Consider the following 14,889-nt stretch of genomic DNA (forward strand, 5'->3'; position numbering starts at 1 on the left):
AGCAAGGAGGAATGAAATGGCAGATCCCAATCTGATCGGACTTGGTGCCCTCATCGGCGGCGGTCTCATCATGGGCGGCGGTGCCATCGGCGCCGGTATCGGTGACGGTATCGCCGGTAACGCGCTGATCGCCGGTATCGCCCGTCAGCCCGAAGCTCAGGGTCGCCTGTTCACCCCGTTCTTCATCACGGTTGGTCTGGTCGAGGCGGCCTACTTCATCAACCTGGCCTTCATGGCGTTGTTCGTCTTCGCCACCCCGATCGCCGCACAGCAGTAACGCACAAGATGGGTGACATGAGCGTTGCTGTCCTCGCCTTGAGCGAGGCGGCTGAGGAAGGCCCGAAGAAGAGCTTCCTCATTCCCGACGGCACCTTCTTCGTCGTGCTCGCGATCTTCCTGATCGTGCTCGGCGTGATCAGTACCTTCGTGGTGCCGCCGATCATGAAGGTGCTGCGGGAGCGCGAGAACATGGTCACCAAGACGCTCGCCGACAATCGGGAGTCCGCCGAGCAGTTCGCGGCCGCCGATGCCGACTACGAGAAGCAGATGGCGGCGGCGCGCCTTGAGGCCAGCACGGCACGGGACGAAGCTCGTGCCGAGGGGCGCAAGGTGATCGACGAGCAGCGGTCGGCGGCCGAGGCGGAGGTGGCCTCGACATTGCAGGCCGCCACCGACAAGCTCAAGCAAGAAGGCGATGCGGTGAGTGAGCAGCTGCAGGCCCGGGTGGAGACATTGTCTGCCACCTTGGCCAGCCGGATCCTTGGCGTTGACGCCGAGGCACTTTCCGCGGCGAGTACGGGGCGGTAGCAACAGAGATGTCGATTTTCATCGGGCAGCTGGTCGGCTTTGCCGTCATCGTGTGGCTGCTGGTCAAGTTCGTCGTGCCACCGGTGCGCAAGCTGATGGCCGACCAGCAGGAGTCGGTGCGCAAGCAGCTGGAGGAGGCGGCGGCGGCCGCCGCTCGTCTGACCGAAGCCGGTCAGGCGCACTCCACGGCGCTGGCCAACGCCGCGGCCGAAGCACAGCAGGTCACCGCGGAGGCCCGCTCGGACGCCGAGCGGATCGCCGAGCAACTGCGTAGCCAGGCCGGTGTCGAAGCCGAGCGCGTGAAGACCACCGGCGGACAGCAGGTCGGTCTCATGCGGGCGCAACTCATCCGTGAGCTGCGGTCAGGCTTGGGTGCCGAGGCTGTGCAGCGGGCGGGTGAACTGGTTCGTGCGCACGTCGCCGACCCGCAGCGGCAGTCCGCCACTGTGGACCGTTTCCTCGACGAGCTCGACGCCATGGCGCCGAAGTCCGTCGAGGTCGAATCGCCGATCTTGGTCCGGATGCGTTCGGCCAGCCGTCAGGCGCTGGCCGGCCTGCTGGACAAGTTCAGCGAGGTGGCCGGTGGCCTGGACCAGCAGGGCTTGGCCGCGCTGGCCGGTGACCTGACTGCCGTCGCCGAACTGCTCGAGCGCGAGAACGTGATCACGCGGCACCTGACCGTGCCGACTGACGACGCCGCACCAAAGGTGCGTCTGGTTCAGCGCCTCTTCGCCGACAAGATCGGTGCCGCCGCCCTGACACTGGTGACCGACGCTGCGTCGGCCCGCTGGTCCAACGGCGCGGACCTGGTCACCGCCGTCGAGCACGTAGCCCGGCAGGCACTGCTGCTGTCGGCCGAGAGTGCGGGCACCGTCGACGAGGTGGAGGACCAGCTGTTCCGGTTCTCCCGCGTGTTGGACGCCCAGCCCCGTCTGGACATCCTGCTCGGTGACACCGCGACCCCGGCCGCCGGTCGGGTCGGGTTGCTGCGCAACGTCATCGGCAGTGGCAGCGGTGCCAACCCGATCGCGGTGGCGCTACTCGAGCAGACCGTACGGCTGCTGCGTGGCCAGTCCGCACATCAGGCGATCACCGAGCTTGCTCAGATCGCAGTGGCACGTCGCGGCGAGCTGGTGGCACACGTCGGTGCGGCCGCCGAGCTCAGCGCCACTCAGCGCACTCGGCTGAACACCGTGTTGAGCCGGATCTACAGCCACCCGGTCCGCGTGCAGGTCGGCGTCGACCCGGCACTGCTGGGCGGGCTGACGATCTCGGTCGGTGACGAGGTGATCGACGGCACGCTGTCGTCGCGTCTCGCCGCAGCCAAGACGCAATTGCCCGACTGATCAAGACCCACCCGGACCCACCCGGTCTCAGAGCCCAATACCCATTCGAAGGCAGGAAGACGAAAAGCCATGGCAGAGTTGACAATCTCCTCTGACGACATTCAGGGGGCGATCGAGGAGTACGTGACCTCCTTCAGCGCCGACACCGCGCGCGAGGAGGTCGGCACCGTCATCGACGCCGGCGACGGCATCGCGCACGTCGAGGGCCTTCCTTCGGTGATGACCCAGGAACTCCTCGAGTTCCCCGGCGGGGTACTGGGCGTGGCCCTGAACCTCGACGAGCACAACGTCGGTGCGGTCATCCTGGGCAACTTCGAGAACATCGAAGAGGGCCAGCAGGTTAAGCGCACCGGTGAGGTGCTCTCGGTGCCGGTCGGCGACGGCTTCCTCGGTCGCGTCGTCAACCCGCTGGGACAGCCGATCGACGCTCGCGGCGAGATCGAAGCCGAGACCCGTCGTCCGCTGGAGATGCAGGCCCCCTCGGTGGTTCAGCGTCAGAGCGTCAGCGAGCCGCTGCAGACCGGTATCAAGGCCGTCGACGCCATGACCCCGATCGGCCGTGGCCAACGTCAGCTCATCATCGGCGACCGCAAGACCGGCAAGACCGCGCTCTGTGTGGACACCATCCTCAACCAGCGCAAGAACTGGGAGACCGGCGACCCGAACCAGCAGGTTCGCTGTGTCTACGTCGCCATCGGTCAGAAGGGCACCACCATCGCCAGCGTGCGTCGCGCGCTGGAAGAGGGCGGCGCCATGGACTACACCACGATCGTCGCCGCGCCCGCTTCGGACTCCGCCGGCTTCAAGTGGCTGGCCCCCTACACCGGCTCGGCGATCGCCCAGCACTGGATGTACTCGGGCAAGCACGTGCTGATCGTGTTCGACGACCTGACCAAGCAGGCCGAGGCCTACCGCGCCATCTCGCTGCTGCTGCGCCGCCCGCCGGGCCGCGAGGCATACCCGGGCGACGTGTTCTACCTGCACTCCCGTCTGCTGGAGCGTTGCGCGAAGCTCTCGGACGAGCTGGGCGGCGGTTCGCTGACCGGTCTGCCGATCATCGAGACCAAGGCCAACGACATCTCGGCCTACATCCCCACCAACGTCATCTCGATCACCGACGGCCAGTGCTTCCTGGAGAGCGACCTGTTCAACCAGGGTGTTCGCCCGGCCATCAACGTCGGTGTGTCGGTGTCCCGTGTTGGTGGCGCCGCGCAGATCAAGGCGATGAAGGAGGTGGCCGGCTCGCTGCGTCTGGACCTGTCGCAGTACCGCGAGCTGGAGGCCTTCGCCGCTTTCGCCTCCGACCTGGACGCCACCTCGAAGGCTCAGCTGGAGCGTGGTGCACGCCTGGTGGAGCTGCTCAAGCAGCCTCAGTACGCACCGCTGCCCGTCGAGGAGCAGGTGGTCTCGATCTTCCTGGGTACCGAAGGCCACCTGGACTCGGTGCCGGTCGAGGACGTGGGCCGCTTCGAATCGGAGCTGCTGGACCACATCCGGGCCTCGGAGAACGACCTCCTGACCGGGATCCGTGAGTCCAAGAAGCTCTCCGACGAGGCCAGCGAGAAGCTGGTCGGGGTGATCAACCAGTTCAAGAAGGGCTTCGCCGCCTCGGACGGCAGCTCGGTGGTCCCCGACGAGCACGTCGAAGCGCTCGACGCGGACAAGCTCGGCAAGGAAGCGGTGCAGGTCCACAAGGCCGCGCCGGCGAAGAAGAAGTAACGCCGCTATGGCAGCCACACTTCGCGAACTACGCGGGCGAATCCGCTCAGCCGGGTCGATCAAGAAGATCACCAAGGCTCAGGAGCTGATCGCCACCTCGCGTATCGGCCGGGCACAGACTCGGCTGGAAACGGCACGGCCGTACGCCGACGAGATCACCCGGTTGCTCACCACCCTGGCCGCCGAGGCGGCCCTGGACCACCCGTTGCTGGTCGAGCGCAGCGAGCCCAAGCGGGCGGGTGTCTTGGTGGTGTCGTCCGACCGTGGTCTGTGTGGCGGCTACAACGCCAACGTCTTCCGCCGGGCAGAGGAGCTGTTCTCTCTGTTGCGCTCGGAGGGCAAGGACCCGGTGCTCTACGTCGTCGGCCGCAAGGCGCTTGCGTACTACTCGTTCCGGAACTGGGCGGTCACCGACTCCTGGACCGGATTCTCCGAGCAGCCGACGTACGAGAACGCCGCCACGATCGCTTCGACTCTGGTCGAGGCCTTCCTGGCCGGCGTCGACGACGACGGCGACCACCCGGGTACCGACGGGGTCCTGGGCGTCGACGAGCTGCACATCGTGTCGACCGACTTCCGCTCGATGCTGTCGCAGTCCGCCGAGGCGCGTCGGATCGCTCCGATGCTGGTGGAGTACGTGGGCGAGGAGACCGGTCCGAAGACCCTGTACTCCTTCGAGCCGGATGCCACGACGTTGTTCGACTCGTTGTTGCCGCGGTACCTGACCACCCGTGTGTATGCCGCGCTGCTCGACTCGGCGGCCTCGGAGCTGGCTTCGCGCCAGCGCGCGATGAAGTCGGCGACCGACAACGCCGACGACTTGATCAAAGCGTTGACCCTTGAGGCCAACCGCGAGCGCCAGGCTCAGATCACCCAGGAAATCAGCGAAATCGTTGGCGGTGCGAATGCCCTCGCCGACGCCTCTCGGTAAGCCCCCGGTAAGTACTAGGAAGCGAAGAAGATAATGACTGTTACCGCTGACAAGACAACCGCCGGCCGCGTGGTGCGCGTAACCGGCCCCGTCGTCGACGTCGAGTTCCCCCGGGGCGCGGTGCCCGAGCTGTTCAACGCTCTGCACGCGGAGATCTCCTTCTCCGAGCTGGCCAAGACGCTGACCCTCGAGGTCGCCCAGCACTTGGGTGACAACCTGGTCCGCACCATTTCGATGCAGCCCACCGACGGCCTGGTGCGTGGCACCGAGGTCACCGACACCGGTGCCGCGATCTCGGTGCCGGTCGGTCACGAGGTCAAGGGCCACGTGTTCAACGCCCTCGGTCACTGCCTCGACAAGCCCGGCTACGGCGAGGACTTCGAGCACTGGGGCATCCACCGGAAGCCCCCGGCCTTCAACGAGCTGGAACCGCGCACCGAGATGCTCGAGACCGGTCTGAAGGTCGTCGACCTGCTCACCCCGTACGTGCGTGGCGGCAAGATCGCCCTGTTCGGTGGTGCCGGCGTGGGCAAGACCGTGCTTATCCAGGAAATGATCAACCGTATCGCCCGCAACTTCGGTGGCACCTCGGTGTTCGCCGGAGTCGGCGAGCGCACCCGTGAGGGCAACGACCTGTGGGTCGAGCTCGAGGACGCCAACGTGCTCAAGGACACCGCGTTGGTGTTCGGCCAGATGGACGAGCCGCCGGGCACTCGTATGCGCGTGGCGCTGTCGGCCCTGACCATGGCCGAGTGGTTCCGCGACGAGGCGGGCCAGGACGTGCTGCTGTTCATCGACAACATCTTCCGGTTCACCCAGGCCGGCTCCGAGGTCTCGACCCTGCTGGGCCGCATGCCTTCGGCCGTGGGTTACCAGCCCACGCTGGCCGACGAGATGGGTGAGCTGCAGGAGCGGATCACCTCGACCCGGGGTCGGTCCATCACCTCGATGCAGGCCGTGTACGTGCCCGCCGACGACTACACCGACCCGGCGCCGGCGACCACGTTCGCGCACTTGGACGCGACCACCGAGCTGAGCCGTGCGGTGTTCTCCAAGGGCATCTTCCCGGCGGTGGACCCGCTGGCCTCCAGCTCGACCATCCTGGACCCGGCCATCGTCGGCGAGGACCACTACCGGGTCGCCCAGGAGGTCATCCGGGTCCTGCAGCGTTACAAGGACCTGCAGGACATCATCGCCATCCTCGGTATCGACGAGCTTTCCGAAGAGGACAAGCAGCTGGTCGGCCGGGCACGGCGTATCGAGCGGTTCCTGAGCCAGAACATGATGGCCGCCGAGCAGTTCACCGGCCAGCCGGGTTCGACGGTGCCGCTGAAGGAGACCATCGAGGCCTTCGACCGCTTGACCAAGGGTGACTTCGACCACCTGCCCGAGCAGGCCTTCTTCCTGATCGGTGGTCTCGACGACCTGGCCAAGAAGGCCGAGAGCCTGGGCGCCAAGCTGTGACCCGGAATCTACTGGTGGCGAAAGGTGGTGGGTAATGGCAGAGCTTGACGTCGACATCGTCGCGGTCGATCGCAAGGTGTGGTCGGGCAAGGCCGCGTTCATCTTCACCCGGACCACCGTCGGTGAGATCGGCATCCTGCCGGGACACATCCCGGTGGTTGCCGAGCTCGTCGACGACGCCATGGTGCGGGTGGATCGGGTCGAAGAGGACGAGCTGCGGCTCGCCGTGCACGGCGGGTTCCTGTCGGTGACCGAAGAGGGTGTCAGCATCCTGGCTGAGGCCGTCGACTTCACCTCGGAGATCGACGAGGCATCCGCACGGCACGAGGCCCAGTCCAGCGACCCCAAGATGGCTGCACGGGGACGGGCCAGGCTGCGCGCCCTGGGTCTAATCGACTAAGAGGCTCGAGAACCGATGAGCACGCCCATGATCTGCATGGTCGTGCTCGTCGGCGTTTTACTGGGCGCCGTTATTGCGCTCAGCTATCGGCTGTGGAAGCTGCGTCAAGGCGGTACGGCCGCGATCATGCGCGACCTTCCTGCGGTAGGCGGCCATGGCTGGCGTCATGGCGTGGTCCGCTATCGGGGTGGCGAAGCGGCTTTCTACCGTCTTTCCAGCGTGCGGTTGTGGCCGGATCGTCGGCTCAGCCGGCGTGGCGTGGATGTGGTGGCCCGCCGGGGGCCCCGCGGCGACGAATTCGACATCATGACCGACGAGATCGTGGTGCTCGAACTCTGCGATGTCAGCCAGGACCGTCGGGCCGGCTTCGAGATTGCGCTGGACCGCGGCGCGCGGACCGCCTTCCTGTCCTGGCTGGAGGCGCGCCCGTCGCCGCGGGCCCGGCGTCAGAGCTACTGAACAAGCCTAGGTCGTTGGAGCCGTTGGCGCGGACTACTTTTCGGGACGATCGGTCCGATCGCCGCCGGGCTTCCAGAGCACGTCACCATCGGCGTTGGCCACTCGGCACAACACAAACATCAAGTCCGACAACCGATTCAGATACTTCGCCGGCAGCACCGACACCCCGTCCGGGTACGCATCGAGTGCGGCCCAGGCCGAGCGCTCGGCCCGGCGCACCGCGGTTCGAGCCACGTGCAGCAGCGCCGAGAGCGGTGAGCCACCCGGCAGGATGAACGAGTTGAGCGGGGGCAGCTGTTCGTTGTATTCGTCACACCAGGCCTCGACCCGGTCGACGTAGTCGGCGGTGATCCGCAGCGGCGGGTACTTCGGATTCTCGGCGACCGGCGTGGCCAGATCCGCACCCGCGTCGAAGAGGTCGTTCTGGATGTGCAGCAACGTGCCGCTCACCGCTTCGGCGGGTTGGCCGAGGGCAATCGCGACCCCGATCGCGGCGTTGGCCTCCTCGACATCGGCGTAGGCCACCAGTCGCGGATCGGTCTTGGGCACGCGAGAGAAATCGCTCAGGCCGGTCGTACCGTCGTCGCCGGTACGGGTGTAAACGCGAGTGATGTGCACTGCCATAGCCCAAACCGTACCGGGAGAGGGTACCGGTGCAATCCCCGCTTCGGCCGGAGCCCGGATTGGTCGGGATGGGGCTCGGCTCGTCACTACACTTACGCAAGTGGGTGAGCGTTTCGTGGTTACCGGAGGTAACCGATTGTCCGGTGAAGTCGCCGTCGGTGGCGCTAAGAACAGCGTCCTGAAGCTGATGGCGGCGGCCTTGTTGGCGGAGGGCACCAGCACCATCACCAACTGCCCGGACATTCTGGACGTGCCGCTGATGGCGGAGGTGCTGCGCGGCCTGGGCGCCAATGTCGAACTCGACGGCACCACGGTGCGCATCACCTCGCCCGACGAACCCAAGTACGACGCGGACTTCGCCGCGGTGCGTCAGTTCCGGGCTTCGGTCTGTGTGCTGGGCCCCCTGGTGGGGCGGTGTCTGAAGGCGAAAGTCGCACTGCCGGGCGGCGACGCGATCGGCTCGCGCCCCCTGGACATGCATCAGGCCGGCCTGCGGCAGCTGGGCGCCACCTGCAATATCGAGCACGGTTGTGTCGTTGCACACGCCGAGAAGCTGCGCGGCGCCGAGATCCAGCTGGAGTTCCCGTCGGTCGGCGCCACCGAGAACATTTTGATGGCGGCGGTCCTGGCCGAAGGCGTCACGACCATCCATAACGCGGCGCGTGAGCCCGATGTCGCTGATCTCTGCATGATGCTCAACCAGATGGGCGCGCAGATCGAAGGTGCCGGCTCTCCAACGCTGAAGATCACCGGGGTACCGCGACTGCATCCCACCGAACACGAAGTGATCGGCGACCGGATCGTGGCAGCGACCTGGGCGATTGCCGCGGTGATGACGCGCGGTGACATCTCGGTCACCGGGGTGGACCCGGCCCACCTGCAGCTTGTGCTGCACAAGCTGCACGATGCGGGGGCGACCGTCACCCAGTCCGATAACGGCTTCCGGGTGGTGCAATACGAGCGGCCCAAGGCCGTCAACGTCGCGACCTTGCCGTTTCCGGGATTCCCCACCGACCTGCAGCCGATGGCGATCGGCCTGGCGGCGATTGCCGATGGCACGTCGATGATCACCGAGAACGTGTTCGAGGCCAGGTTCCGGTTCGTCGAGGAGATGATCCGTCTCGGGGCCGATGCGCGTACCGATGGCCACCATGCGGTGGTGCGTGGGCTGCCGCAGCTCTCGAGTGCGCCCGTGTGGGCGTCCGACATCCGTGCTGGAGCCGGTTTGGTGCTTGCGGGCCTGGTCGCAGACGGTGAGACCGAGGTCCACGACGTCTACCACATCGATCGCGGGTACCCGTTGTTCGTGGAATATCTAGGCGATTTGGGCGCTGAGATAGAACGTGTAATATAGGTCGAGCCGGAGGGACGCGGACCGCGGAACTACCGACAGTCTGGAAGTCCTTCCGGAAACCCCGAAAAACTCGGAGTTGACTCAACTCCGAAAACCGAGTACAGTGGCGGGGTTGCCTGAAGCCAGGTAGTAAGACCGGAACTCCTTCTGGAAGCCCCGAAAAACTCGGAGTTGACTTAGCTTCAACTCAAGAGTATAGTAGCGGGGTTGCCTGAAGCCGGGCGGCGTGTTGTTTGAGAACTCAATAGTGTGTTTGGTGGTTTTTGTTTGTTGTTGTTTTTGCCATGCCTTCGGCGCCCCGTGTTGGGGGTGTGGCGTTTTTTGATGTCAGTTTTTGACTGATGTTTTGGGATTGTTTCCAAATGGTTTTTGTTTGGAGAGTTTGATCCTGGCTCAGGACGAACGCTGGCGGCGTGCTTAACACATGCAAGTCGAACGGAAAGGCCCTTTCGGGGGTACTCGAGTGGCGAACGGGTGAGTAACACGTGGGTGATCTGCCCTGCACTTTGGGATAAGCCTGGGAAACTGGGTCTAATACCGAATAGGACCACGCGCTTCATGGTGTGTGGTGGAAAGCTTTTGCGGTGTGGGATGGGCCCGCGGCCTATCAGCTTGTTGGTGGGGTAATGGCCTACCAAGGCGACGACGGGTAGCCGGCCTGAGAGGGTGTCCGGCCACACTGGGACTGAGATACGGCCCAGACTCCTACGGGAGGCAGCAGTGGGGAATATTGCACAATGGGCGCAAGCCTGATGCAGCGACGCCGCGTGGGGGATGACGGCCTTCGGGTTGTAAACCTCTTTCAGTATCGGCGAAGCTCCAGGATTTTTCTTGGGGTGACGGTAGGTACAGAAGAAGCACCGGCCAACTACGTGCCAGCAGCCGCGGTAATACGTAGGGTGCGAGCGTTGTCCGGAATTACTGGGCGTAAAGAGCTCGTAGGTGGTTTGTCACGTTGTCCGTGAAAACTCACAGCTTAACTGTGGGCGTGCGGGCGATACGGGCAGACTGGAGTACTGTAGGGGAGACTGGAATTCCTGGTGTAGCGGTGGAATGCGCAGATATCAGGAGGAACACCGGTGGCGAAGGCGGGTCTCTGGGCAGTAACTGACGCTGAGGAGCGAAAGCGTGGGGAGCGAACAGGATTAGATACCCTGGTAGTCCACGCCGTAAACGGTGGGTACTAGGTGTGGGTTTCCTTCCTTTAGGGATCCGTGCCGTAGCTAACGCATTAAGTACCCCGCCTGGGGAGTACGGCCGCAAGGCTAAAACTCAAAGGAATTGACGGGGGCCCGCACAAGCGGCGGAGCATGTGGATTAATTCGATGCAACGCGAAGAACCTTACCTGGGTTTGACATGCACAGGACGCCGGTAGAGATATCGGTTCCCTTGTGGCCTGTGTGCAGGTGGTGCATGGCTGTCGTCAGCTCGTGTCGTGAGATGTTGGGTTAAGTCCCGCAACGAGCGCAACCCTTGTCTCATGTTGCCAGCACGTTATGGTGGGGACTCGTGAGAGACTGCCGGGGTCAACTCGGAGGAAGGTGGGGATGACGTCAAGTCATCATGCCCCTTATGTCCAGGGCTTCACACATGCTACAATGGCCGGTACAAAGGGCTGCGATCCCGTGAGGGTTAGCGAATCCTTTAAAGCCGGTCTCAGTTCGGATTGGGGTCTGCAACTCGACCCCATGAAGTCGGAGTCGCTAGTAATCGCAGATCAGCAACGCTGCGGTGAATACGTTCCCGGGCCTTGTACACACCGCCCGTCACGTCATGAAAGTCGGTAACACCCGAAGCCGGTGGCCTAACCCTTGTGGAGGGAGCCGTCGAAGGTGGGATCGGCGATTGGGACGAAGTCGTAACAAGGTAGCCGTACCGGAAGGTGCGGCTGGATCACCTCCTTTCTAAGGAGCACCATTTTTCCCCCGTCCCCGCAAGAGTGTGGGATCCGATGGTTGGGATATTTTTCGCCGGGGCCTGTAGTGGGTGCTCGGTGGTGCAGATTGTTTTGAAACAACAACAGCTTTGATCATCAACCGGCGCTTCCTCTTGGGGTGGTGTCGGCCGGCCTTTGGGTTGGGCACACTGTTGGGTCCTGAGGCAACAGGCCTGTTTTCGCCCCTTGTGTGGGGTGGGTGTGTTGTCGCTCCATCTTGGTGGTGGGGTGTGGTGTTTGTTTTGTGGATAGTGGTTGCGAGCATCTAGCAAGCAAGGCTTGTGTCTTGTTTGTTTTTGCAATTTTTGTTTCTTGGTTTTTGTGATTTGTAAGTGTTTAAGGGCGCATGGTGGATGCCTTGGCATCGAGAGCCGATGAAGGACGTAGGAGGCTGCGATATGCCTCGGGGAGCTGCCAACCGAGCGTGGATCCGAGGATGTCCGAATGGGGAAACCCGGCACGAGTGATGTCGTGTCACCAACTGGTGAATGTATAGCCAGTGGGGAGGTAACGCGGGGAAGTGAAACATCTCAGTACCCGTAGGAAGAGAAAACAAAATGTGATTCCGTGAGTAGTGGCGAGCGAAAGCGGAGGATGGCTAAACCGTATGCATGTGATACCGGGTAGGGGTTGTGTGTGCGGGGTTGTGGGAGTGTCATGTCCGGTTCTACCTGGCCGGAGGACAGTGAGAAAGTGTTGTGGTTAGCGGAAGTGGCTTGGGATGGCCTGCCGTAGACGGTGAGAGCCCGGTACGTGAAAACCCGATACCTGTCTTGTGATGATTTCCCGAGTAGCAGCGGGCCCGTGGAATCTGCTGTGAATCTGCCGGGACCACCCGGTAAGCCTGAATACTACTCGATGACCGATAGCGGATTAGTACCGTGAGGGAATGGTGAAAAGTACCCCGGGAGGGGAGTGAAATAGTACCTGAAACCATGTGCCTACAATCCGTCAGAGCCCTCCCTTGTGGTGGGGTGATGGCGTGCCTTTTGAAGAATGAGCCTGCGAGTCACCGGCACGTCGCGAGGTTAACCCGTGTGGGGTAGCCGCAGCGAAAGCGAGTCTGAATAGGGCGTATCGCATCCGTTGGGGTGTGTGTAGTGGCGTGTTGTGGACCCGAAGCGGAGTGATCTACCCATGGCCAGGGTGAAGCGCGGGTAAGACCGCGTGGAGGCCCGAACCCACTTAGGTTGAAGACTGAGGGGATGAGTTGTGGGTAGGGGTGAAAGGCCAATCAAACTCCGTGATAGCTGGTTCTCCCCGAAATGCATTTAGGTGCAGCGTTGCGTGTTTCTCACTGGAGGTAGAGCTACTGGATGGCCGATGGGCCCTACTAGGTTACTGACGTCAGCCAAACTCCGAATGCCGGTGAGTGTAAGCGTGGCAGTGAGACGGCGGGGGATAAGCTCCGTGCGTCGAGAGGGAAACAGCCCAGATCGCCGGCTAAGGCCCCAAAGCGTGTGCTAAGTGGAAAAGGATGTGCAGTCGCTTAGACAACCAGGAGGTTGGCTTAGAAGCAGCCACCCTTGAAAGAGTGCGTAATAGCTCACTGGTCAAGTGATTGTGCGCCGATAATGTAGCGGGGCTCAAGCACACCGCCGAAGCCGCGGCAATACGTAAGTATTGGGTAGGGGAGCGTCCTGCATCCGGTGAAGCCACAGAGTGATCTAGTGGTGGAGGGTGTGGGAGTGAGAATGCAGGCATGAGTAGCGATGAGGCAAGTGAGAACCTTGCCCGCCGAAAGACCAAGGGTTCCTGGGCCAGGCCAGTCCTCCCAGGGTGAGTCGGGACCTAAGGCGAGGCCGACAGGCGTAGTCGATGGACAACGGGTTGATATTCCCGTACCCGTGTGTGGGCGCCCATGATGAATCAGTGGTACTAACCACCCAAAAGGTGGTCGATCAATCCTTTCGGGGAGCGACGACTGCTGGCTGCGTGGGACCTTCGCTGGTAGTAGTCAAGCGATGGGGTGACGCAGGAAGGTAGCCGTACCAGTCAGTGGTAATACTGGGGCAAGCCCGTAGGACGTCAGATAGGCAAATCCGTCTGGCATAAAGTCCGAGAGGTGATGCATAGCCGTTTGCGGCGAATTCGGTGATCCTATGCTGCCGAGAAAAGCCTCTAGCGAGCTCACACACGGCCCGTACCCCAAACCAACACAGGTGGTCAGGTAGAGAATACCAAGGCGTACGAGTTAACTATGGTTAAGGAACTCGGCAAAATACCCCCGTAACTTCGGGAGAAGGGGGACCCTCATACCGTCATGGCCTTCGCGGCCGGCAGCGGGAGGGGGTCGCAGAAACCAGTGAGAAGCGACTGTTTACTAAAAACACAGGTCCGTGCGAAGTCGCAAGACGATGTATACGGACTGACGCCTGCCCGGTGCTGGAAGGTTAAGAGGACCGGTTAACCCTTCGGGGTGAAGCTGAGAATTTAAGCCCCAGTAAACGGCGGTGGTAACTATAACCATCCTAAGGTAGCGAAATTCCTTGTCGGGTAAGTTCCGACCTGCACGAATGGCGTAACGACTTCTCAACTGTCTCAACCATAGACTCGGCGAAATTGCATTACGAGTAAAGATGCTCGTTACGCGCGGCAGGACGAAAAGACCCCGGGACCTTCACTATAGCTTGGTATTGATGTTCGATGCGGTTTGTGTAGGATAGGTGGGAGACTGTGAAACTCGCACGCCAGTGTGGGTGGAGTCGTTGTTGAAATACCACTCTGATCGTATTGGACCTCTAACTTCGAACCATGAAGCTGGTTCAGGGACAGTGCCTGGTGGGTAGTTTAACTGGGGCGGTTGCCTCCTAAAATGTAACGGAGGCGCCCAAAGGTTCCCTCAACCTGGACGGCAATCAGGTGTTGAGTGTAAGTGCACAAGGGAGCTTGACTGTAAGACTGACACGTCAAACAGGGACGAAAGTCGGGACTAGTGATCCGGCACCCCCGAGTGGAAGGGGTGTCGCTCAACGGATAAAAGGTACCCCGGGGATAACAGGCTGATCTTCCCCAAGAGTCCATATCGACGGGATGGTTTGGCACCTCGATGTCGGCTCGTCGCATCCTGGGGCTGGAGCAGGTCCCAAGGGTTGGGCTGTTCGCCCATTAAAGCGGCACGCGAGCTGGGTTTAGAACGTCGTGAGACAGTTCGGTCTCTATCCGCCGCGCGCGTCAGAATCTTGAGGAAACCTGTCCCTAGTACGAGAGGACCGGGACGGACGAACCTCTGGTATACCAGTTGTTCCACCAGGAGCACGGCTGGATGGCTACGTTCGGACAGGATAACCGCTGAAAGCATCTAAGCGGGAAACCTACTCCAAGACCAGGATTCTCACCCTTTTAGAGGGATAAGGCCCCCCGCAGACTACGGGATTGATAGACCAGACCTGGAAGCACCGCAAGGTGTGCAGGGAACTGGCACTAACCGGCCGAAAACTTACCAACACAAAGAAACAAACGTGTTGCCCGCAACCACACCACAAAATACTTAAAGACCCACACCCCACCACCAAACACAAACTTGGTGACACGAGTGAACCACCCCCACACCAGGGGGTCGTTCACCACACAGGAAAAGAAAATAGAGTTACGGCGGAAATAGCGACAGGGAAACGCCCGGTCCCATCCCGAACCCGGAAGCTAAGCCTGTCAGCGCCGATGATACTGCCCACACGGGTGGAAAAGTAGGACACCGCCGAACACAACATAGTGAAACGCCCCCCGACTCAGTCGGGGGGCGTTTCCATTTTCCGGACTAATAGTCATGGTCCTGCCCGTAGAACATTGCACGCCGGCAGCGCGGGCGTCGGCACGTTTCCGGGTGCAGCGGCTCAATCGGCGACGCG

The 14,889-nt window shown here is 62.4% G+C and carries 10 protein-coding genes and 3 rRNA genes; 12 read left to right on the forward strand and 1 reads right to left on the reverse strand.

The features are described 5' to 3' along the window. The first annotated feature begins 16 nt into the window (after positions 1 to 16). The 8 genes from ACKY0X_RS06630 to ACKY0X_RS06665 all read left to right on the forward strand — a co-directional run bounded on the left by ACKY0X_RS06630 (position 17) and on the right by ACKY0X_RS06665 (position 7,126). Positions 17 to 277 (forward strand): F0F1 ATP synthase subunit C, encoded by a 261-nt coding sequence (locus ACKY0X_RS06630; protein WP_019735417.1) that lies wholly within the window; start codon positions 17 to 19, stop codon positions 275 to 277. A gap of 8 nt (positions 278 to 285) precedes the next feature. After that, positions 286 to 807 (forward strand): F0F1 ATP synthase subunit B, encoded by a 522-nt coding sequence (locus ACKY0X_RS06635; protein WP_046285345.1) that lies wholly within the window; start codon positions 286 to 288, stop codon positions 805 to 807. An 8-nt stretch (positions 808 to 815) separates the two neighbouring features. After that, positions 816 to 2,153 carry a F0F1 ATP synthase subunit B/delta gene (locus ACKY0X_RS06640; RefSeq protein WP_409428797.1) on the forward strand — a complete coding sequence of 446 codons (1,338 nt, stop codon included), beginning with the start codon at positions 816 to 818 and terminating at the stop codon, positions 2,151 to 2,153. Positions 2,154 to 2,222: 69 nt separating this feature from the next. Continuing rightward, a complete protein-coding gene (gene atpA / locus ACKY0X_RS06645; RefSeq protein WP_409428798.1) occupies positions 2,223 to 3,872 on the forward strand; it encodes a F0F1 ATP synthase subunit alpha in 1,650 nt (549 codons plus the stop codon). Between the two features lie 7 nt (positions 3,873 to 3,879). Next, positions 3,880 to 4,803: a F0F1 ATP synthase subunit gamma gene (locus tag ACKY0X_RS06650; RefSeq protein WP_065039840.1), complete on the forward strand. Its 924-nt coding sequence runs from the start codon at positions 3,880 to 3,882 to the stop codon at positions 4,801 to 4,803. Positions 4,804 to 4,836: 33 nt separating this feature from the next. Then, positions 4,837 to 6,267, forward strand: coding sequence for a F0F1 ATP synthase subunit beta (gene atpD / locus ACKY0X_RS06655; protein WP_046286957.1), 1,431 nt, complete (start codon positions 4,837 to 4,839; stop codon positions 6,265 to 6,267). Positions 6,268 to 6,301: 34 nt separating this feature from the next. Next, a complete protein-coding gene (locus ACKY0X_RS06660) occupies positions 6,302 to 6,667 on the forward strand; it encodes a F0F1 ATP synthase subunit epsilon (protein ID WP_409428799.1) in 366 nt (121 codons plus the stop codon). A 15-nt stretch (positions 6,668 to 6,682) separates the two neighbouring features. Continuing rightward, positions 6,683 to 7,126, forward strand: a complete 444-nt coding sequence (locus ACKY0X_RS06665; protein ID WP_409428800.1) for a DUF2550 domain-containing protein — start codon at positions 6,683 to 6,685, stop codon at positions 7,124 to 7,126. Between the two features lie 33 nt (positions 7,127 to 7,159). On the opposite strand, the gene ACKY0X_RS06670 is transcribed toward ACKY0X_RS06665, so the two are convergent. Next, on the reverse strand, positions 7,160 to 7,750 hold the full coding sequence (locus ACKY0X_RS06670; protein WP_409428801.1) for a cob(I)yrinic acid a,c-diamide adenosyltransferase: 591 nt from the start codon (positions 7,748 to 7,750) through the stop codon (positions 7,160 to 7,162). Positions 7,751 to 7,850: 100 nt separating this feature from the next. Between ACKY0X_RS06670 and murA the strand changes: the two genes are divergently transcribed. From murA to rrf, 4 genes are all read left to right on the forward strand, one after another. After that, positions 7,851 to 9,104: a UDP-N-acetylglucosamine 1-carboxyvinyltransferase gene (gene murA / locus ACKY0X_RS06675; protein ID WP_409428802.1), complete on the forward strand. Its 1,254-nt coding sequence runs from the start codon at positions 7,851 to 7,853 to the stop codon at positions 9,102 to 9,104. 370 nt (positions 9,105 to 9,474) lie between these two features. Then, positions 9,475 to 11,009, forward strand: a 16S ribosomal RNA gene (locus ACKY0X_RS06680). A gap of 358 nt (positions 11,010 to 11,367) precedes the next feature. Continuing rightward, a 23S ribosomal RNA gene (locus tag ACKY0X_RS06685) occupies positions 11,368 to 14,488 on the forward strand. Positions 14,489 to 14,631: 143 nt separating this feature from the next. Beyond that, positions 14,632 to 14,744, forward strand: a 5S ribosomal RNA gene (rrf, locus tag ACKY0X_RS06690). Together the 16S, 23S and 5S rRNA genes form the textbook arrangement of a ribosomal RNA operon. Positions 14,745 to 14,889: the final 145 nt, after the last annotated feature.

This window comes from Mycobacterium sp. SMC-11 (genome assembly GCF_046250095.1).
GTDB classification, from domain to species: Bacteria; Actinomycetota; Actinomycetes; order Mycobacteriales; family Mycobacteriaceae; genus Mycobacterium; species Mycobacterium heraklionense_A.